This window comes from Paramixta manurensis (genome assembly GCF_013285385.1).
GTDB classification, from domain to species: domain Bacteria; phylum Pseudomonadota; class Gammaproteobacteria; order Enterobacterales; family Enterobacteriaceae; genus Paramixta; species Paramixta manurensis.
Map to the genome: position 1 here is coordinate 4,359,245 of NZ_CP054212.1, position 19,527 is coordinate 4,378,771.

20 protein-coding genes are annotated in these 19,527 nt (G+C 49.6%); 9 read left to right on the forward strand and 11 right to left on the reverse strand.

Features of this window, described 5'->3' with window-relative positions; all coding sequences use genetic code 11:
* Positions 1 to 202 precede the first annotated feature (202 nt).
* The 3 genes from PMPD1_RS20940 to cpxP all read right to left on the reverse strand — a co-directional run bounded on the left by PMPD1_RS20940 (position 203) and on the right by cpxP (position 2,793).
* Complete coding sequence (locus PMPD1_RS20940; protein WP_173635856.1) at positions 203 to 1,318, reverse strand: XRE family transcriptional regulator; 1,116 nt, start codon at positions 1,316 to 1,318, stop codon at positions 203 to 205.
* Between the two features lie 10 nt (positions 1,319 to 1,328).
* Positions 1,329 to 1,925, reverse strand: a complete 597-nt coding sequence (locus PMPD1_RS20945) for a hypothetical protein (protein ID WP_173635857.1) — start codon at positions 1,923 to 1,925, stop codon at positions 1,329 to 1,331.
* A gap of 355 nt (positions 1,926 to 2,280) precedes the next feature.
* Entirely contained in the window at positions 2,281 to 2,793 is a 513-nt protein-coding gene (gene cpxP / locus PMPD1_RS20950; RefSeq protein ID WP_173635858.1) for a cell-envelope stress modulator CpxP, read from the reverse strand.
* A gap of 151 nt (positions 2,794 to 2,944) precedes the next feature.
* Here cpxP and cpxR point away from each other — a divergent pair, with 151 nt between their 5' ends.
* From cpxR to trmL, 3 genes are read left to right on the forward strand one after another with little or no spacing between them, the layout of a single operon-like run.
* Complete coding sequence (gene cpxR / locus PMPD1_RS20955; RefSeq protein ID WP_173635859.1) at positions 2,945 to 3,643, forward strand: envelope stress response regulator transcription factor CpxR; 699 nt, start codon at positions 2,945 to 2,947, stop codon at positions 3,641 to 3,643.
* A complete protein-coding gene (gene cpxA, locus PMPD1_RS20960; RefSeq protein ID WP_173635860.1) occupies positions 3,640 to 5,013 on the forward strand; it encodes an envelope stress sensor histidine kinase CpxA in 1,374 nt (457 codons plus the stop codon). Before cpxR ends, cpxA begins: the two co-directional genes overlap by 4 nt.
* 38 nt (positions 5,014 to 5,051) lie before the next feature.
* The gene (trmL, locus tag PMPD1_RS20965) at positions 5,052 to 5,525 is read left to right on the forward strand and encodes a tRNA (uridine(34)/cytosine(34)/5-carboxymethylaminomethyluridine(34)-2'-O)-methyltransferase TrmL (RefSeq protein WP_173635861.1); all 474 of its coding nucleotides are present in this window, start codon (positions 5,052 to 5,054) and stop codon (positions 5,523 to 5,525) included.
* Positions 5,526 to 5,539: 14 nt separating this feature from the next.
* On the opposite strand, the gene cysE is transcribed toward trmL, so the two are convergent.
* From cysE to PMPD1_RS20990, 5 genes are all read right to left on the reverse strand, one after another.
* Positions 5,540 to 6,361: a serine O-acetyltransferase gene (cysE, locus tag PMPD1_RS20970; RefSeq protein WP_173635862.1), complete on the reverse strand. Its 822-nt coding sequence runs from the start codon at positions 6,359 to 6,361 to the stop codon at positions 5,540 to 5,542.
* 77 nt (positions 6,362 to 6,438) lie between these two features.
* A complete protein-coding gene (gpsA, locus tag PMPD1_RS20975) occupies positions 6,439 to 7,458 on the reverse strand; it encodes an NAD(P)H-dependent glycerol-3-phosphate dehydrogenase (RefSeq protein WP_173635863.1) in 1,020 nt (339 codons plus the stop codon).
* Complete coding sequence (gene secB / locus PMPD1_RS20980) at positions 7,458 to 7,925, reverse strand: protein-export chaperone SecB (protein ID WP_173635864.1); 468 nt, start codon at positions 7,923 to 7,925, stop codon at positions 7,458 to 7,460. The genes gpsA and secB overlap by 1 nt, the downstream gene beginning before the upstream one ends.
* Positions 7,926 to 7,974: 49 nt before the next feature.
* Entirely contained in the window at positions 7,975 to 8,226 is a 252-nt protein-coding gene (gene grxC / locus PMPD1_RS20985) for a glutaredoxin 3 (protein WP_173635865.1), read from the reverse strand.
* Positions 8,227 to 8,246: 20 nt separating this feature from the next.
* Positions 8,247 to 8,678 (reverse strand): rhodanese-like domain-containing protein, encoded by a 432-nt coding sequence (locus tag PMPD1_RS20990; RefSeq protein ID WP_173635866.1) that lies wholly within the window; start codon positions 8,676 to 8,678, stop codon positions 8,247 to 8,249.
* A 249-nt stretch (positions 8,679 to 8,927) separates the two neighbouring features.
* On the opposite strand from PMPD1_RS20990, the gene gpmM reads away from it, so the two are divergent.
* The 3 genes from gpmM to PMPD1_RS21005 are packed head-to-tail and all read left to right on the forward strand — an operon-like array spanning position 8,928 to position 12,690.
* Positions 8,928 to 10,463 (forward strand): 2,3-bisphosphoglycerate-independent phosphoglycerate mutase, encoded by a 1,536-nt coding sequence (gene gpmM / locus PMPD1_RS20995; protein WP_173635867.1) that lies wholly within the window; start codon positions 8,928 to 8,930, stop codon positions 10,461 to 10,463.
* Between the two features lie 10 nt (positions 10,464 to 10,473).
* Positions 10,474 to 11,781: a murein hydrolase activator EnvC gene (gene envC, locus PMPD1_RS21000; protein ID WP_173635868.1), complete on the forward strand. Its 1,308-nt coding sequence runs from the start codon at positions 10,474 to 10,476 to the stop codon at positions 11,779 to 11,781.
* A 3-nt stretch (positions 11,782 to 11,784) separates the two neighbouring features.
* Positions 11,785 to 12,690: a divergent polysaccharide deacetylase family protein gene (locus PMPD1_RS21005; RefSeq protein ID WP_173635869.1), complete on the forward strand. Its 906-nt coding sequence runs from the start codon at positions 11,785 to 11,787 to the stop codon at positions 12,688 to 12,690.
* A 64-nt stretch (positions 12,691 to 12,754) separates the two neighbouring features.
* Here PMPD1_RS21005 and tdh read toward each other — a convergent pair whose 3' ends face one another.
* A complete protein-coding gene (tdh, locus tag PMPD1_RS21010) occupies positions 12,755 to 13,783 on the reverse strand; it encodes an L-threonine 3-dehydrogenase (RefSeq protein WP_173635870.1) in 1,029 nt (342 codons plus the stop codon).
* An 11-nt stretch (positions 13,784 to 13,794) separates the two neighbouring features.
* The gene (locus tag PMPD1_RS21015) at positions 13,795 to 14,991 is read right to left on the reverse strand and encodes a glycine C-acetyltransferase (RefSeq protein ID WP_173635871.1); all 1,197 of its coding nucleotides are present in this window, start codon (positions 14,989 to 14,991) and stop codon (positions 13,795 to 13,797) included.
* Between the two features lie 231 nt (positions 14,992 to 15,222).
* Between PMPD1_RS21015 and rfaD the strand changes: the two genes are divergently transcribed.
* The 3 genes from rfaD to rfaC are packed head-to-tail and all read left to right on the forward strand — an operon-like array spanning position 15,223 to position 18,183.
* Positions 15,223 to 16,155, forward strand: a complete 933-nt coding sequence (rfaD, locus tag PMPD1_RS21020; RefSeq protein WP_173635872.1) for an ADP-glyceromanno-heptose 6-epimerase — start codon at positions 15,223 to 15,225, stop codon at positions 16,153 to 16,155.
* Positions 16,156 to 16,168: 13 nt separating this feature from the next.
* Positions 16,169 to 17,230, forward strand: coding sequence for an ADP-heptose--LPS heptosyltransferase RfaF (rfaF, locus tag PMPD1_RS21025; RefSeq protein ID WP_173635873.1), 1,062 nt, complete (start codon positions 16,169 to 16,171; stop codon positions 17,228 to 17,230).
* Entirely contained in the window at positions 17,218 to 18,183 is a 966-nt protein-coding gene (rfaC, locus tag PMPD1_RS21030; RefSeq protein WP_173635874.1) for a lipopolysaccharide heptosyltransferase RfaC, read from the forward strand. Before rfaF ends, rfaC begins: the two co-directional genes overlap by 13 nt.
* Positions 18,184 to 18,218: 35 nt before the next feature.
* Here the strand turns inward: rfaC and PMPD1_RS21035 are convergent, their stop codons facing one another.
* Positions 18,219 to 19,502, reverse strand: coding sequence for an O-antigen ligase family protein (locus PMPD1_RS21035; protein ID WP_173635875.1), 1,284 nt, complete (start codon positions 19,500 to 19,502; stop codon positions 18,219 to 18,221).
* Positions 19,503 to 19,527: the final 25 nt, after the last annotated feature.

The following is a 19,527-nucleotide window of genomic DNA, read 5'->3' on the forward strand; positions in this document are numbered from 1 at the left end:
TACCCCGAGGAACATTGAAGCGTAAGTATAATGAATTTTTGGCAAAAAAAACCCCGCCGTCATGGCGGGGAAGACAGGGATGGTGAAGATATTCCGCATGTAACAAACTGTAATAAAAGGATTTATTCTAATTTTCGTCTACATTTTGACTACACTTCGATGTAAGAAATCCCGCCACAGCGGGATTTCTTATTGCTGCCAATTATGCCTGTCTGAAGCGATACGCTGACATGGACACCACATTCGCAGAAACATTTTCATGTTCAAGAGTTGCCACAAGTGCTCCATTCGATAACTCTTCAAGCATTATTGGGGTGATACATAAGCGACGAGCAAGCGAACCCACATCTATAGACATATCATTTATTAGATATTTCATTGCTTTATGAAAAAGCTCTGGAGTTTCTTGTTGGATTAGACAGTCCTCTTTCTCATCAATAGCTTCTCCCTTTCGTTTCAGACCAAAAAATGCCGTTTTATATTGAGCATCCGTTAGAAGGGACAGCTGGTGAGCACGATAGATAATCGCAGCCTTACTAACTTTCCACGTCAATTTAAACTGACTAAGTCCTTGCCAATCAATACGTCCCCCTATAGGACGAGGAAAGTATTTTGCCATCGCTGAGCGTGGCAGCAACAAAGCCGATGCGAAACGATTTGCCTGAGATTCTGTTACTCTATCTCCTGTCGAAACACCTTCATGAAGAATTAGATGTGCAATTTCATGAGCAATGTCAAAGCGCTGACGGCAGGGAGATTTCTTAGCTGTATTCCTTACAATAAAGGGGCGGCTTAGAGGCACAGATAGTGCATCTACATCGTCAGAAACAGAATCAAAGGAAGTAACGAATGCGCCTAATTTTTCGGCCAGTCGGGTCATATTATCAATAGGCCCAAAGCCTAATCCCCAATCAGTACGGCACTTCTCTGCTGCTTTCTCAATTTCATCTTGTGTATACGCCCTCAACTCTGGGAATCGTACTGGGGGTAGATCCAAATATTCATCAAATACTTCAATCAAGCGACGATACAGCTCTGCTTTAGCCAAAGTGGCCCATTTTGTTGCCATTCGCGTTGAGCTACGTTTGCGAAAATGAACAATCTCTTCGTTTACAGGTGATTGGTCTTTAACTTCAAAGAATTCAGGCATGACAAACAAGATAGCCGCTAATTTATTCGCAAGCTCAGGAGTAGGAACTGCAGAGCCGGATTCCAGCCGCTGAATATACTGGCGGGTCTTTTCGACCCGCTCAGCGACTTGCTCCAGTGATAACTCGTGAAACAGACGAGCTAACCGCAAATTAGAACCGTTAAACACTTTTCACCTACTATTCATTGTCGCCGTTCTTTTCCTTCTTTTCAGGAACAGAAGGACGGATATCATCCAACTCAATTTTAACTGCTTCTGGTGGAGTATCATCGGTAGAATGCAGTATTGCCAAACGTTCATCACCGTATGTCCACTTGGATACAATCTCATCAAGCATGTTATAACCGATGAAATGAACGCGCGCACCCTCACCTTCAAATTCAGGCTTTTCTACCACAAAACGATGCAATGTTGGTATTTCTAATTCAGGCTCGAAGAGCTGATCAACCTCATTTCTACGGTAGAAACCTGGTTTTTTAGGACTCTCAGGATCATCGGCAAAGAAACGTACTGGTATGGCATCAATTTCAAAAGTGATATCCATGCCAGCATGCTTAAGGTTCAACCACTTATGTTTACCGCTCATACAGAGTGCTAAGAGCATTTGTCTTTGTCGCCCGAAAGTACAAGTACCCCTGGTATAATTGTCATCATACGGGGTAGAAAGCTGCTCATATGTCTGATCCAAAACAGTAAGCAACTCTTCGGCAATAGTAGATAAACGCTCTTCATTCAATTGTGGGTAGAAATTCCAGGGCAATTTGTGGTCAGCCATCAACTAAGTCTCTCCGTGCAAAAAGTTAAATTTGTCAACCTGGATATTGGTGCAATTTTTTGAATTTGTCAACTAACGCCTGTTAATTTTTACAGTATTAATTAAAGTATACGAAGTAGGTCAATTTTTGATTTTTTCACTATTAAATTGGATGGGTTGCTAACTGAAGTTTGAATTATAGAAGTGTCTACGGAATGTCTACACCAGACGCTCCAGGCACCTTACAACTGCTTATAGCGGTTTTATGATAGGCTGATTTTTAAGGGTTTATTCTAAGTTATTGATAAAAAAACCCCCTCATCATGAGGGGGAAGACAGGGATGGTGTCTATGGCAAGGAAAACAGGGATACTATGCTACTGGGTACTACCGTTACTACTCACTGCCTGCAGCGATGAAACCTGCTGCATATCCGTTAGCTCACGCATTGCGTTCATGCGTTGCTGATGTTTCTGCTGCAAAACGGCCTGTTGGTCTGGCGTTAACAGGTGATACATCTGGTTGCGTACCCGGGCCATTTCGACCTGCCGCGCAACCTGCGCCTGTGCAACTTTTTCCGCCTGAGCCCTTACGGCCGCTTCATCAAATTTGTCTGCAACGATTAAGTCATGCATCGTTTCTAAATCATTCAGGCTAACCGGAGAGCGTTCGTGGCGCGCCTGTTGCATCAAGTCCCGCATTTGCTGACGTTGACGCTCCGTCAGATTGATGCCATCAAACATGTGACTTTGCGGGTTTTGCGTCATACTGCCTGTCGTCAATCCGCCACTTTGATGCATCTCGTCAATCGTCGTTGCGTCCGCTGCCCACGCGGTGGAGAAACTGATGCCCATCGCTGAAGCAATGACGACGGCGGTTACTTTGCGCATCGTTTACTCCCGGATTCGTTTCGTGTTTCGATTCAACGAGGTTCAGTGTACGGCGAATGCTGCAAACATGCGTCAGGGGGTGTAAAACTACGTAAAGCGATAGATTGAAAGTGCAGGATCACGCTATTTTGCCTGCGGAGGGCATGACAACATGAATAAAATCCTATTGGTTGATGATGATCGCGAATTAACTTCGCTCCTGAAAGAACTGCTTGAAATGGAAGGGTTTGACGTCGTGGTAGCCAGTGATGGCGAGCAGGCGTTAAGCATATTAGACAGCTCAATCGACCTGTTATTGCTGGATGTGATGATGCCAAAGAAAAACGGTATCGACACGCTAAAAGAGCTACGCCAACAGCATCAAACACCGGTAATTATGCTGACCGCGCGCGGCAGCGAGCTTGACCGCGTACTCGGCCTTGAGCTTGGCGCAGACGACTATTTGCCAAAACCCTTTAACGATCGCGAATTAGTGGCGCGCATTCGCGCCATCTTGCGCCGTTCCAATTGGAGTGAACAACAGCAGCAGCACGATAACAGTTCCCCTACGCTGGAGGTTGACTGTTTACGTCTGAATCCTGGCCGGCAGGAAGCGAGTTTTGACAATGAAACGCTTGATCTTACCGGAACGGAATTCACGCTACTCTATCTGCTGGCGCAACATTTAGGCCAGGTTGTTTCACGCGAGCATTTAAGTCAGGAAGTGCTTGGGAAACGCTTAACGCCGTTTGATCGCGCTATCGATATGCATATTTCAAACCTACGCCGTAAACTGCCAGAACGTCGTGACGGGCATCCCTGGTTTAAAACCCTGCGCGGGCGCGGCTATCTGATGGTTTCTGCAACATGATAAGTAGTTTGACCACCCGCATCTTCGCTATTTTCTGGTTAACCCTGGCGCTGGTGTTGATGCTGGTGTTAATGGTACCCAAACTGGATTCACGTCAAATGACCTCGTTGCTCGAAAGCGAGCAACGTCAAGGTACGATGATTGAACAACACATTGAAGCTGAGCTGCTACAAGACCCGCCAAACGATCTCATGTGGTGGCGTCGGCTGTTCCGTGCGATCGATAAATGGGCGCCGCCGGGGCAGCGTCTACTGCTGGTTACCAGTGAAGGGCGCGTAATCGGCGCTCAGCACAGCGAAATGCAGATTATTCGTAACTTTATCGGTCAGTCGGATAATGCCGACCATCCGCAAAAGAAAAAATATGGCCGCGTGGAGTTAGTTGGGCCGTTCGCCGTTCGTGACGGCGAAGATAACTACCAGTTGTACATGATTCGCCCGGCCAGTAGTTCACAACTCGATTTTATTAATCTTTTGTTTGACCGTCCGCTGCTGCTGCTCATTGTCACCATGCTGATCAGTTCGCCGTTACTGTTATGGCTTGCGTGGAGCCTGGCAAAACCAGCGCGTAAACTAAAGCACGCTGCCGATGAGGTTGCTAGCGGTAACTTACGCCAGCATCCGGAACTGGAAGCCGGGCCGCAGGAGTTTCTTGCTGCCGGTTCGAGCTTTAACCAGATGGTGAGCGCGTTGGAACGTATGATGACCGCGCAGCAACGGCTGTTGTCGGATATTTCACACGAATTACGTACGCCGCTGACGCGCCTTCAACTCGCTACCGCGCTGATGCGTCGCCGTCATGGCGAGGGGAAAGAGCTGGAACGCATTGAAATGGAAGCGCAACGTCTGGATGGGATGATCAATGATCTATTGGTGTTATCGCGTACCCAGCACAAGAATGCGTTAGTCAGCGAAGCGATGAAAGCGAACCAGTTGTGGAGTGGCGTGCTGGAAGATGCGCAATTCGAAGCCGAACAGGTAGGTAAAACGCTGGAAGTTCCCTATCCTCCCGGTCCGTGGCCGCTATACGGCAACCCACACGCGTTGGAAAGCGCCTTAGAAAATATTGTGCGCAACGCGCTACGCTATTCGAACTCGCATATTGCGGTTAGCTTCTCAGTTGATAATCAGGGCATTACCATCCATGTCGATGATGATGGGCCTGGCGTCAGCCCGGAAGACCGTGAGCAAATCTTCCGCCCCTTTTATCGCACCGATGAAGCCCGCGATCGGGAATCAGGCGGAACCGGGTTGGGGCTGGCGATTGTTGAAACCGCTATTCAACAACATCGTGGCTGGGTAAAAGCGGATGACAGCCCATTCGGCGGGTTACGTTTAACCATTTGGCTGCCGTTATACTCGGCGCGCTAATATTTTGCTATTCTTCGGCCCTCGTCACAGGGGGCCTTATGTTAAACATTGTCTTATTTGAACCAGAAATCCCGCCTAACACCGGCAATATCATCCGTCTATGTGCTAATACCGGGTTTCGGCTGCATTTAATTGAGCCGCTCGGCTTTGCCTGGGACGATAAGCGACTACGTCGCGCCGGGCTGGATTATCATGAATTTACCGCCATTAAACACCATGCCAGCTATGACGCTTTTATCGCGTCGGAAAAGCCCACGCGGCTTTTTGCGCTCACCACCAAAGGGACTCCTGCGCACAGCGCGGTTCATTATCAGACGGGCGATTATTTGATTTTTGGACCGGAGAGCCGTGGGTTGCCCGCGAACGTGTTGGATGCACTGCCCGCAGAACAAAAAATACGCATTCCGATGATGCCCGATAGCCGCAGCATGAACCTGTCTAATGCCGTATCGGTAGTGGTGTATGAGGCCTGGCGCCAGTTAGATTACGCTGGCGCACTGATTAAATCATAACGTGTGCGGGTGGGCTAAATACCGTCGCCAAACTCGAAACCAGGCACCATTCCGTTAAAGTGCTGATCCATATCCATGGAGGGTTTATCACTGCCCGGTTTACCAACGATACGCGCCGGTACGCCAGCCGCAGTAGTATGAGGCGGGACCGGTTGCAACACAACGGAGCCCGCGCCGATTTTCGCGCCGCGCCCAACTTCAATATTGCCGAGGATTTTTGCGCCAGCGCCAATCATTACACCTTCGCGAATTTTGGGATGGCGATCGCCGCTGGTTTTTCCGGTACCGCCCAACGTCACCGATTGCAGGATCGAGACATCATTCTCAACCACGGCCGTCTCACCGATAACAATACCGGTGGCATGATCGAGCATGATGCCGCAACCAATACGCGCAGCGGGATGGATATCCACCGCAAAAGAAACTGAGATTTCGTTTTGAAGATAAACCGCCAACGCCCGCCGACCAACATTCCAAAGCCAATGGCCAATGCGATATGCCTGCAAAGCGTGAAAGCCTTTCAGATAGAGCAATGGAGTTGAGTATTTATCAATCGCCGGATCGCGCTGGCGCACCGCCTGAATATCGCAAGCCGCGGAATCAATCATTGACGGATCTTCCCGATAGGCTTCTTCAATGATTTCACGAATCGTAATCGCGGGCATAATCGGATTAGCGAGTTTATTCGCCAACATGTAACTGAGCGCGCTGCCGAGATTTTCATGTTTTAGCAGGGTCGCATGGTAGAAACTGGCCAGCATTGGTTCACAATCCGCAAGCGCGCGCGCTTCTGCTTTGATGTTATCCCAGACCAGATCTAACTCTTCAGACGCCATTGCTTTCTCCCGGTCAAAAAACAGCGTCCGGTTTGGCTGCGCCGAACGCTACAGATGATGCCGCCGCGCTTCCTGCTTTAGTGAGTGCTATTTTCATCCTTGCGGGCACGGCCCAGCAACGTTAATGCTGCCTCGCGCGCTGATTTTTCGCAATACAATACCTGATAAATTTGCTCGGTTATTGGCATTTCAACGCCACAACGAGCGGCTAACGCTTTGACTTCTTTAGTATTACGATAACCTTCAACCACCTGACCAATGTTAACCTGAGCCCTCTCAACGTCCACGCCCTGCCCTAACATCATGCCAAAACGCCGGTTACGTGATTGATTATCGGTACAGGTCAACACTAAATCGCCTAAACCTGCCATCCCCATAAACGTGGTCGGATCGGCGCCCAGCGCCGCGCCTAAACGGCTCATTTCCGCCAGGCCACGCGTGATTAGTGCCGTACGAGCATTCGCGCCAAAACCAATCCCATCGGAAATACCCGCCCCGATAGCGATCACGTTTTTAACCGCACCGCCCAGTTGCACGCCAATAAAGTCCGGATTGTTATAGACCCGGAAGCTTTTGCCGCAATGCAATAGCAGCTGTAAATCATCGGCAAATTGGGGATCGGTTGCGGCAAGCGCGATAGCGGTCGGTAAACCAGCCGCCAGTTCTTTGGCAAACGTTGGGCCAGAGATAACCGCCAGAGGAATAGTCTCACCGAGGATTTCACGCGCGACATCCTGCAACAGACGCCCCGTTTCACGCTCCAGCCCTTTCGTGGCCCAAACAATGCGCGAGTCGTGACGTAGATAAGGCTGAAGTTGCTGCAAAACGTCACCAAAGACATGACTTGGCACCACCACCAAAATATCCCGACTGGCGCGAAGGGCGGTCGGCAAATCACTCTCGACTTGTAACGTATCAGGAAACGGAACGTCCGGCAGGAAAGTTGCGTTACAACGATCGGCCTTAAGCTGCGCCTGATGTTGCGGATTATGGCCCCATAACGATACAGAGTGACCGTTACGAGCTAATGTGATTGCCAGTGCGGTGCCGTACGAGCCGGCACCGATGACGGTCATTGACGCGTTCACTGTGTCCATCAGGCATCCTGACGAGGTTCAGCACCTTCACTTTCACTTTGCTGCAGATAATTCATAAACAGCGCATCGAAGTTAACCGGTGCAAGGTTCAATTGCGGGAAAGTACCGCGAGAAACCAGGCTGGTGATGCATTCGCGTGCATACGGGAACAGAATATTCGGGCAGTACGCGCCGAGGCAATGCGCCATCTGTGTTCCTTCGATACCGGCAATGCTAAAAATACCCGCTTGCTGCACTTCACACAGGAAAGCGGTATCTTCACCAACGGTCGCCGTCACCGTAACGCGTAAAACGACTTCAAACACCTCATCTGCTAATTGGCTGGATGCGGTATCTAAATCTAATTTAACCTCCGGTTCCCACTCTTTCTGGAAAACCTGCGGGGCGTTAGGCGCTTCAAACGAAATATCTTTAGTGTAGATGCGTTGAATCTGAAATGACATTTCGCTGGTGTTTTGTTCTGACATTTTTACTCAATCCTATGTTTAAAAGTCCATCATCGCGCGGGGGTGGTGATTACTTCAGCAGCGGGTCAAGCCCATCACGGCCATCCAACGCATACAAATCGTCACAGCCGCCAATGTGCTGCGCATCGATAAAAATTTGAGGCACCGTGGTACGACCGCTGCGTTTGATCATCTCTTCCCGCTTATCGGCATCGCCATCAATGGGAATTTCCTGGTACGCCACGCCTTTTTGGCTGAGCAGCGCCTTCGCGCGATGGCAGAAAGGACAGGTTGCTTTGGTGTAGATCTCGACATTAGCCATGCAAAGTACCTCGTTAAGTTTTATTTACCGCGAACGAGGGGTAAATTCTCACCGCTCCAGCCGGAAATACCCTCTTTCAGAACGCTCACCTGGCTAAAGCCTGCCGCGTTCAATTGAGCAGCCGATTCGGAAGCGGAAGTCCCCGTCGCGCAAACCACAATTATGGGCTGAGCTTTGTACTTTTCCAGTTCACCAAAGCTCCCTTTTTTAATGTCTGCCGCCGCAATATTCAACGCACCGGAGATATGACCTTTGCGATAGTCATCGCGTGAGCGAACATCAACCACCACCGCGTCTTCTTTGTTGATTAAGCGCGTTGCTTCGCCACGGCTGATGGTTTTGACTTTGGAGAACATGCCTTTAACAGTGGTCACGATCACCAAAACCAGCAAAACAACCCATGCCAAACTTAAAAGGGTGTGGTTGCTTGCGAATTGCATAATGTCTTGCATGAGGGGTAACAGCTCCCGACAGGGTTAATAAGCCAAAATAAGGTTTCTGAGTATACCTGCGCCACTTCGCATGTACAGTCGCTAAGCCGCCAGAGTTACGTTTTATGCGGCAGATTACGAAAAAAATTGTTCTGTTGCGCGCTTCTGCGCATTAATGCCGCCTTGCTTTGATCTTAAGCGGCTATTTGTTGCACGCTGCCATAGTAAACTCGCGCCAATTTTTTTGCTTTCAGGTTCGAGGAATAGGCAATGTCAATGCACAAAAAACCCACCGTACTGGTTATTTTGGATGGTTATGGCTATCGCGAAGCGCGCGAGGATAACGCCATTCTGAATGCAAAAACGCCGGTTATGGACCGGTTATGGGCTACGCGTCCACATATGCTGATTGAAGCATCCGGATTGAATGTTGGTTTACCCGACGGGCAGATGGGCAATTCGGAAGTCGGGCACGTAAATCTTGGTGCGGGCCGTATTGTCTATCAAGATCTGACGCGGATCGACAAAGCCATTCTCGATGGTGATTTTTTTCATAACGCCACCCTGACGCAGGCGGTGGATAACGCGGTGCAGGCCGGAAAAGCGGTGCATATTATGGGTCTGCTTTCGCCTGGCGGCGTGCACAGTCATGAAAACCACGTTGCCGCAATGATTGAGTTAGCGGCTAAACGCGGCGCGCAACGTATCTACCTGCATGCATTTCTTGATGGGCGTGATACGCCACCACGCAGCGCGGAAGCCTCACTACAAAAAATGGAGGCATTATTCGCGCATTTAGGCACCGGGCGTATTGCTTCGGTTATTGGCCGTTATTACGCCATGGATCGTGATAATCGTTGGGAGCGTGTGCAGCTCGCCTATGACTTGATTACGCAGGCAAAAGGTGAATTCCAGGCCGATTGCGCCCAACAAGCGTTGGAAGAAGCCTATGCACGCGGTGAAAATGATGAGTTCGTAAAGCCCACCGTTATTGGCGGTAATGATGCCGCGCTGCAAGAGGGTGACGCGTTAATTTTTATGAACTTCCGCGCCGATCGCGCGCGCCAGATCACCCGCGCGTTTGTGAATAAAGATTTCAACGACTTCGCACGTAATAGCTGCCCGAATGTCGCTTTTGTTATGTTGACCGAATACGCCGCCGATATTGACACCGCCTGCGCCTTTCCGCCGATGTCTCTGACCAACACCCTGGGCGAATGGCTAATGAAAAAGCATAAAACGCAGCTTCGTATCTCAGAAACAGAGAAATACGCCCATGTAACCTTCTTTTTCAACGGCGGCATTGAGCAACCTTTTAACGGTGAAGAACGCGTTCTGATCAACTCTCCCAAGGTAGCGACCTACGATCTACAGCCGGAAATGAGCTCTGCGGAATTAACCGATAAACTACTTAGCGCCATCACGAGTGGCCAGTACGATGCGATTATTTGCAACTATCCCAATGGCGATATGGTGGGTCATACCGGCGTTTATGATGCGGCAATCCACGCGATTGAAGCACTTGATCACTGCCTGGCACAGGTCATTGATGCCGTTGAACAGGCAGGAGGACAGTTGCTGATCACCGCCGACCACGGTAATGCGGAAAAAATGCGCGATGAAACGACCGGACAGGCGCATACGGCGCATACCAACTTGCCGGTACCGCTTATTTATGTCGGTGACAAACCGGTGAAATCGGTCGCAACCGGCAAGCTTTCCGATATTGCGCCCACCATCCTGTCATTGATGGAAATGGAAATCCCGCAAGAGATGACTGGTAAGCCGCTGTTCATCGTGGAATAATCTTCCCCCTATGAGGGGAAGAGCGACAGTTTCAGATCAACGGACCCAGGGTAACGGAATTGCCATTCGCAGGCCGTTACGCTCAAGATTGTCCACCCTAACTGCCAGCGCGGTGTGCGCTGGCGTTTTGCTATTGCCTTTTTACACCGCCGCCGCGGACGATAGTAAATCCCAGCTAAAATCCATCCAGCAGGATATCGCCGCCAAAGAAAAGAGCGTTAAACAACAAAAAGTCCAGCGCAGCAAGTTGCTCGATCAATTGCAAAGTCAGGAAAAGACTATCGCTGAGGCTAGCCGCAAGTTACGCCAAACCCGCCTGTCGCTCAGCGCGATTGATAAAGAAATCGATGGCTTAACGCGTTCTATTGCTAAGTTGCAAAAACAGCAGGCTCAACAGGAAGATTTATTATCTCGCCAGTTGGATGCCGCTTTCCGTCAAGGCAAACACAGCGGTTTGCAATTAGTGCTAAGCGGCGAAGAGAGCCAACGCAGCGAACGTATCCTTGCCTATTTCGGCTATCTTAATGAAGCGCGTCAAAAAACCATTGGCGAGCTTCAGCAAACGCGTACCGAACTCGGCACGCAAAAAGCCGCGCTGGAGCAAAAGCAAACGCAACAGAAATCGCTATTGGCGGAGCAGCAAACGCAACAAACCAAGCTTGAACAGGCACGAAGCGCGCGCAAACAGACGCTAACTACGCTGGAATCCTCTCTGCAAAAAGATCAGGCCGATCTGGTGGAAATGCGTGAAAACGAAAGCCGCTTGCAGGATAAGATCGCGAAGGCTGAGCGCGAAGCGAAAGCGCGAGCCGAACGTGAAGCACGCGAAGCCGAACAAGTTCGCCAACGTCAGGCGCAGGCGAAAGCCAAAGGTTCTACCTACAAACCAACCGAAAGTGAACGCTCTTTAATGTCGCGTACCGGCGGATTAGGGCGTCCAAACGGCCAGGCGCTCTGGCCAGTGCGTGGCACGATTGAGCATCGGTTCGGCGAATCAATGCAGGGCGAACTACGCTGGAAAGGGTTGGTGATTGACGCGCCAGAAGGGGCGGAAGTGAAGGCTATCGCCGATGGTCGTGTTTTGATGGCCGACTGGCTGCAAGGCTACGGCTTGGTGGTGGTGGTTGAGCACGGTAAAGGCGACATGAGTTTATATGGTTACAACCAAAGTGCGTTAGTGAGCGTGGGAACCCAGGTTAAGGCAGGACAGCCAATCGCGCTGGTAGGTAACAGCGGCGGCCGGGGCACGCCTTCACTCTATTTTGAAATCCGACGTCAGGGACAGGCCGTGAATCCACTACCGTGGTTAGGAAGATAAGCCTTGTTTCCATTTAGAAAAATCACCGGCTTGCTGAGCGGCCTTCTGCTTGCCTGCTCGGCACATGCCGGTAAACTCGCGATTGTTATTGATGATTTTGGTTACCGCCCGCAGCAGGAAAACCAAGTACTGCAAATGCCGGCCACCATTTCGGTTGCTGTGTTGCCCAACGCCCCACATGCGCGTGAAATGGCGACCAAAGCTCATCAGCGTGGGCACGAAGTGTTGATCCACTTACCCATGGCGCCGTTAAGCAAGCAGCCACTGGAAAAAGATACGTTGCAACCCGAAATGAGCAGCGCGGAAATTACACGCATCATCCATGATGCCGTCAGTGACGTACCTTACGCCGTCGGGCTTAATAACCATATGGGCAGCAAAATGACCTCTAGCCTGCCCGGTATGCAAAAAGTCATGCAGGTGCTCGATCACTACAACTTCTATTTTCTCGACAGCATGACCATTGGCAACAGCCAGTCAACGCGCGCAGCCGAGGGAACCAGCGTCAAAGTGATTAAACGCCGGGTTTTCCTCGATGACAGCCAAAACGAAGCGGAGATACGTCAACAGTTCACCCGCGCAGTTCGGCTGGCGCAGCGTGATGGCTCCGCGATTGCCATTGGTCACCCACACCCCACTACCGTGCGCGTGCTGCAACAGATGCTGCCAACGTTGCCCGCGGACATCACCTTAGTTCGCCCCAGCCAGCTTCTGAATGAGCCGGTACACAATGGCCATCTACCGCCGTCCAATTCCACACCGCAGCAGCCGCATAACCCGTTCCGCGGGATCGCAACCTGCCAACGCAAGCATCCGCTAAAACCGGTGCCGGCAACCCAGGCGCTTGGTGTGATTGGCGACAGCATTATGCACAGCCATATCGCGCAAGTTGTCAGCAGCTTGTTTTAGCGCGTTTGATATAACGGCCTAAAGATCAATAAACATCGGCCGGGTAATTAACCCGGCCGATTGCTTAATCCCAACTCAATACCACTTTACCGGAATGCCCGGACCGCATTTCATCGAACCCTTGCTGGAACTCATCAATGGTATAGCGATGTGTAATAATCGGCGTCAAATCCAAACCCGACTGAATTAATGCCGCCATTTTATACCAGGTTTCGAACATTTCGCGGCCATAAATCCCTTTAATAAATAGCCCCTTAAATATTACCTGATTCCAGTCGATCGACATATCCGAAGGCGGAATGCCGAGCATTGCAATACGACCGCCATGATTCATCACATGCAGTAAGGTACGGAATGCCGGTGGCGCGCCGGACATTTCCAGGCCGACATCGAACCCTTCGGTCATACCCAGCTCTTTCATCACCTCATCCAGGCTCTCGTTGTTCACATTTACCGCCCGTGTAACGCCCATGTTACGCGCCAGGTCGAGACGGTAATCATTCACATCGGTAATAACGACATTGCGAGCGCCGACATGTTTACACACCGCCGCCGCCATAATGCCAATGGGACCCGCGCCGGAAACCAGCACATCTTCACCGACCAAATCAAACGAAAGCGCGGTGTGGACCGCATTACCGAAGGGATCAAAAATCGCGGCCAACTCATCGGAAATATTGTCGGGAATTTTAAACGCGTTAAATGCCGGAATCACCAGATACTCAGCAAAGCACCCCTGGCGGTTAACGCCAACACCAACGGTGTTACGGCATAAATGAGTACGCCCTGCGCGACAATTACGACAATGCCCGCAGGTAATATGCCCTTCGCCTGACACCCGGTCACCGACCTTGAAACCTTTAACTTCTTGCCCAAGCGCAACCACTTCACCCACATATTCGTGCCCGACAATCATTGGCACCGGAATGGTCTTTTGCGACCACTGATCCCAGTTATAGATATGCACATCGGTGCCACAAATTGCAGTCTTACGAATCTTAATCAGCAGGTCATTGTGTCCGGGCTCGGGAACCGGCGCATCGGTGACCATCCAGATCCCTTCTTCGGCTTTTAACTTTGCCAATGCTTTCATCGTAATTCCTCTCAGGCGATTGCGCCCAGTTGTTTACCGATACGGGTGAAAGCCTCCACCGCACGAACGATCTGCTCATGGCTATGCCCGGCGGACATTTGCGTGCGAATGCGCGCCTGCCCTTTTGGCACCACCGGATAAAAGAACCCCGTCACATAGATGCCTTCTTGCTGTAACTGCCGGGCAAATTCCTGCGCCAACGTGGCCTCTCCCAACATCACAGGAATAATGGCGTGATCGGCGCCCGCTAATGTAAAGCCGGCTTTGGTCATCTCCTCACGGAAAAATTTGGCGTTATCCCACAAACGCTGGCGTAAACCGTCACCCTCGCTCAGCATATCTAATACGCGGATAGAGGCCGCAACGATGGCGGGCGCCAGCGAGTTAGAAAAGAGATAAGGACGTGAGCGCTGACGTAACCATTCGACTACCTCTTTTTTCGCGGCGGTATAACCGCCTGAAGCGCCGCCTAACGCCTTACCTAACGTACCGGTGATAATGTCCACCCGCCCCATCACTTCGCAATATTCATGCGTGCCGCGGCCGTTATTGCCCACAAACCCCACCGCATGAGAGTCGTCAACCATCACCAGCGCATCATACTCATCGGCCAAATCACAGATGCCCTTCAGGTTGGCAATGACGCCATCCATTGAAAACACGCCGTCGGTCGCAATCATAATATGGCGCGCTCCTGCGGCTTTCGCCTCCTCCAGGCACGCTTTCAGCTCCGACATATCATTATTGGCGTAGCGATAGCGCTTCGCCTTACACAGGCGCACACCATCAATAATTGAAGCGTGATTTAAGGCGTCAGAAATAATGGCATCTTCCGCACCCAGCAGGGTTTCGAACAGGCCGCCATTTGCATCAAAGCAGGAGGAATAGAGAATGGCATCTTCCATACCAAGAAATTCAGCAAGCCGCGCTTCAAGTTGTTTATGAATGTCCTGGGTACCGCAAATAAAACGTACCGACGCCATTCCAAAACCGTGGCTATCCATTCCTTCTTTCGCCGCCAAAATTAGCGCCGGATGATTAGCCAGACCCAGGTAGTTATTGGCGCAAAAATTCACCACATGTTGCCCTTCGCCCACGTCGATATCGGCCTGTTGAGCAGAGGTAATAATACGCTCTTGTTTAAACAACCCCTCCTGCCGGGTCTCGGCAAGTTGGTGATTAATTTGACGATAGAAATCCGCAGGCATCTTTATTCTCCATTAGCGGCTAATTTTCGCTATATCTTACTGAATGATGCGGAGTTAAACGAGAATGCGCGGCATCTATTATCAATTTTGCAGCATATATCACGCCGACAATGAAAAGTTACACTCCGTTACGGACTCATCTGGCTGTCTGCCTGACGATGAAATGTTATGATAAGAGTCATTAGCGTGCGAAACCTACCGTTTCGCTCTCATTGATTAAAGGTTGAGCGCATGATTATCGTAACTGGCGGCGCCGGAATGATCGGCAGCAACATCGTTAAAGCGTTGAACGATGAAGGTTTTAACGACATTTTGGTGGTTGATAACCTGAAAGACGGCACTAAATTCGTCAACTTGGTTGACCTGGATATTACCGACTATATGGATAAAGAAGATTTTATTGCCAGCATCGTTGCCGGTGATGATTTCGGGCCCATTGAAGCGGTGTTCCACGAAGGTGCTTGTTCCGCCACCACCGAATGGGATGGTAAATATATGATGGACAATAACTATCAGTACTCAAAAGAGTTACTGCATTATTGTCTGGAGCGTGAGATCCCTTTCCTGTACGCCTCTTCGGCTGCCACCTACGGCGGGCGCAATGATAACTTTATTGAAGAACGCCAATATGAGCAGCCGCTGAACGTCTACGGTTACTCGAAAATGTTGTTCGATCATTATGTTCGCCAGATTTTGCCCGATGCGGATTCACAAATTTGCGGCTTCCGCTATTTCAACGTTTACGGACCGCGAGAAGGTCACAAAGGCAGCATGGCCAGCGTCGCTTTCCATCTCAATACCCAGTTGCACAACGGCGAAAACCCCAAACTGTTCGAAGGTAGCGAAAACTTTAAACGGGACTTCATTCACGTGAGCGACGTTGCGTCGGTCAATCTCTGGTTCTGGAAGAAGGGTGTTTCTGGCATCTTCAACTGTGGGACCGGGCGCGCCGAATCGTTCCAGGAAGTGGCGGATGCCGCACTGGAATACCACCAAAACGGTCAGATTGAGTACATCCCTTTCCCGGAGAAATTAAAAGGCCGTTATCAGGCGTATACCAAAGCCGATCTCACTAATTTACGCGCGGCGGGTTACGACAAACCGTTTAAAACTGTTGCCGAAGGCGTAGCTGAGTATATGACCTGGCTAAACCGGGACGCATAAGGCGATTGCGGCAATGAAAATTTTGGTGATCGGCCCTTCATGGGTCGGCGATATGATGATGTCGCAAAGTCTCTATCGCACGCTGAAGGCCGAGTATCCTGACGCCGTCATTGATGTGATGGCACCCGCGTGGTGCCGTCCGCTATTATCGCGGATGCCGGAAGTCAATCAGGCGCTGGCGATGCCGTTAGGCCATGGCGCGCTGGAAATTGCTCAACGGCGTCAATTAGGTAAGACCTTACGTAATAGCGGCTATGACCGCGCCTATGTGTTACCGAATTCGTTTAAGTCGGCGCTGGTACCGTTTTTCGCCGGTATTAAGCAACGTGTTGGTTGGCGAGGCGAAATGCGTTATGGCCTGTTAAACGATCTTCGCGTTCTGGATAAACCTGCCTTCCCACTGATGGTTGAGCGTTATGTCGCGCTGGCCTATGAAAAAGGGCGTGTTACTTCAGCGGCTGAACTTCCTCGTCCGTTACTGTGGCCGCAATTGGTGGTTAGTCAGCAAGAACAAATTGAAACCGCGGCCGAATTTGGTCTGTCCGCCGAACGTCCGGTGATTGGTTTTTGCCCCGGCGCCGAGTTTGGCCCGGCAAAACGCTGGCCGCATTATCACTACGCCGAACTGGCTCAACAACTGATTAATCAAGGCTACCAAGTCGTGCTGTTTGGTTCAGCGAAAGATCACGAATCCGGTGAGCAGATTCTGCAATCCTTAACGGCAGAAACGCGCGAACATGGTTGTAACCTGGCGGGAAAAACCCAGTTAGAACAGGCCGTGATTTTGTTAGCGCATTGCCAGGCAGTGGTAACCAATGATTCAGGGCTAATGCACATTGCCGCCGCGCTCAATCGCCCGCTCGTAGCGTTATATGGCCCTAGCAGTCCCGACTTTACTCCGCCGTTATCGAAACAGGCGCGCGTCATTCGCCTAATTTCCGGCTACCACAAAGTCCGCAAAGGGGACGCGGAGCAGGGATACCATCAAAGTTTGATCGACATTCAACCCGCGCGCGTAATGGAAGAACTCACCCAGTTGCTGGCCGATAATCAGGAGAGTCAATGCGGGTACTGATTGTAAAAACCTCATCAATGGGCGACGTGTTGCATACTCTGCCGGCCTTGACCGATGCTATGGAGGCCATCCCCGGCATTCGTTTTGATTGGGTAGTTGAAGAAGGCTTTGCGCAAATTCCGGGCTGGCATCCCGCGGTTGATCGTGTCCTGCCGGTTGCCATTCGGCGCTGGCGTAAACACTGGTTTGGCAGCCAACAGCGTGAAGAGCGCGTCAAGTTCAAACGAGAATTGCAATCCTGCCAATACGATATTGTCATTGATGCACAGGGATTAATTAAAAGTGCCGCGCTGGTTACCCGCTTGGCTAAAGGGGTCAAACACGGGCAGGATAGTCGTAGCGCACGTGAGCCGTTCGCCAGTTGGTGGTTTGATAAGCGCCATGAAATTGATAAAAAGCAGCATGCCGTAGAAAGAACGCGTGAACTGTTTGCTAAAAGTCTGGGCTATGAAAAACCTGCCACAACGGGTGACTATGCCATAGCCAACCACTTTCTTGCCCATCCTCCCGCCGATGCGAATCAATATTTGGTTTTCTTGCATTCCACCACGCGTGCGGATAAACACTGGCCGGAAAGCCATTGGCGCGATCTAATTATACAATTGCGTGACTCAGGATTAGGGATAAAGCTACCGTGGGGATCGGAAGCAGAACGCCAGCGTGCGCTGCGTTTAGCGGAGGGAGTGGATTACGTTGAGGTGCTTCCCAAGCTGACGCTGGAAGAGGTTGCCACACAATTGGTAGGGGCCCGTGCTGTAGTTTCGGTAGATACCGGCCTGAGCCATCTGGCCGCCGCGTTAGATCGTCCCAATATCACCCTGTATGGCCCAACCGATCCAGGTTTAATTGGTGGTTATGGGAAAAACCAAACTGCGTGCTGTTCAGAGACCAAAAGTCTCAATGATTTGGAGCCAGAAAAAGTATTCCTCGCTCTGGCTCCAATTATTTATTGAAAAGGATTTTTTTCTTAACTAAAGGAGATAAACCTTTATCGGGATATCTCCTCAGCCGAAGTATCACTTTCCTTATTATTTGACAGCAATAGGCTAGATAAGAATAAGGTTATTATCCATGAAGCAGGAATCGGCTTGGCATGCATGATGACATCGCTTATACCAAAAAGCATCATGGCTATGGGGAAAATAACTAATAACGCTTTTTTTGACTTAATTGCATAGTAGAACAATGAAAAATAGAACAATACAAGGACAATAACTCCCGAGATTCCTTTAGTCGATAGTGCCTCAATCGTTTCATTGTGCATATGAACGCCAAGATAGGGTATTGCTCCACGATATTGCTTATCTGCCGTTACCAGTTTCTTGATTTTCGTCCCCCGTTCCTCGAGCGATTGCCATGAGAAATTCTTGTCTGCAGTAGCCGAGCCTACATCGAACATAGCAATTCTGGCACCAACGGATGAATTACTATTATTGCTGTAATATAAATCCAAGTCTTTATTTAAATAATCAACACGAGAAGTTATTGTATTCTTAAAAATAAAACCACACAATACAAACCCTATCCCTAATAATAATAAAAGATTAAGAAGTAATTTTTTTTCCTTTCTATAATTAATAAGAAGAGTCAACACGGTTACTAATGGATATGTAAAGATTGCAGAACGCGTGCCAGTCATAACAATGGCTGAGAAGCTCAGAATAAAGTTAGCGAAAAAAATCGGCCATTTATATTTTAGGTTTGATTTTAAAATAACGAATGAAGCGTAAATAGCTGAGAACGTAATCATGTAAGCAGCTATTGTTGCTGCCCCACGCTGGCCAGCAGTTCCACTCATTGCAGACAAAGGAATTCTTGGAACGCCCAAATAGATAAATTGATAGAATGCACGAGCCCAAATGAGCAGCTGTCCGATGAAAACAAAAAACAAATGACAGGATATTTTAATCTTTTTTCTGGAATTAACTAAAATTAAAAAGGAAAAAGCGCTGAAGACAGCCATCTTGCCCATTTCAAGATAGCCTCGATAAGCATTTTTATACACAACTTCTGGTGACTTATAGAACGCATACCAACTTAAGTCTAAAATCCCTAGTACCAACAGGGCATAAAATATTATTTTTCCATCACTATTGAGATATTCTTTGGGCTTAATAAAAAAAATAAATATAGAAGCGAAACCAGAAACATTAATAATCTTATTGCTTACATTAGGGTCTATGGGAATAAAAACAAAACCAATGTAATATAAAAATAATATTGCGCTACTCATAAAAAATACAACTGGACAATTTTTCAATGTTAGTTTCATATCTGAGTTATCGATAGCATGCGGA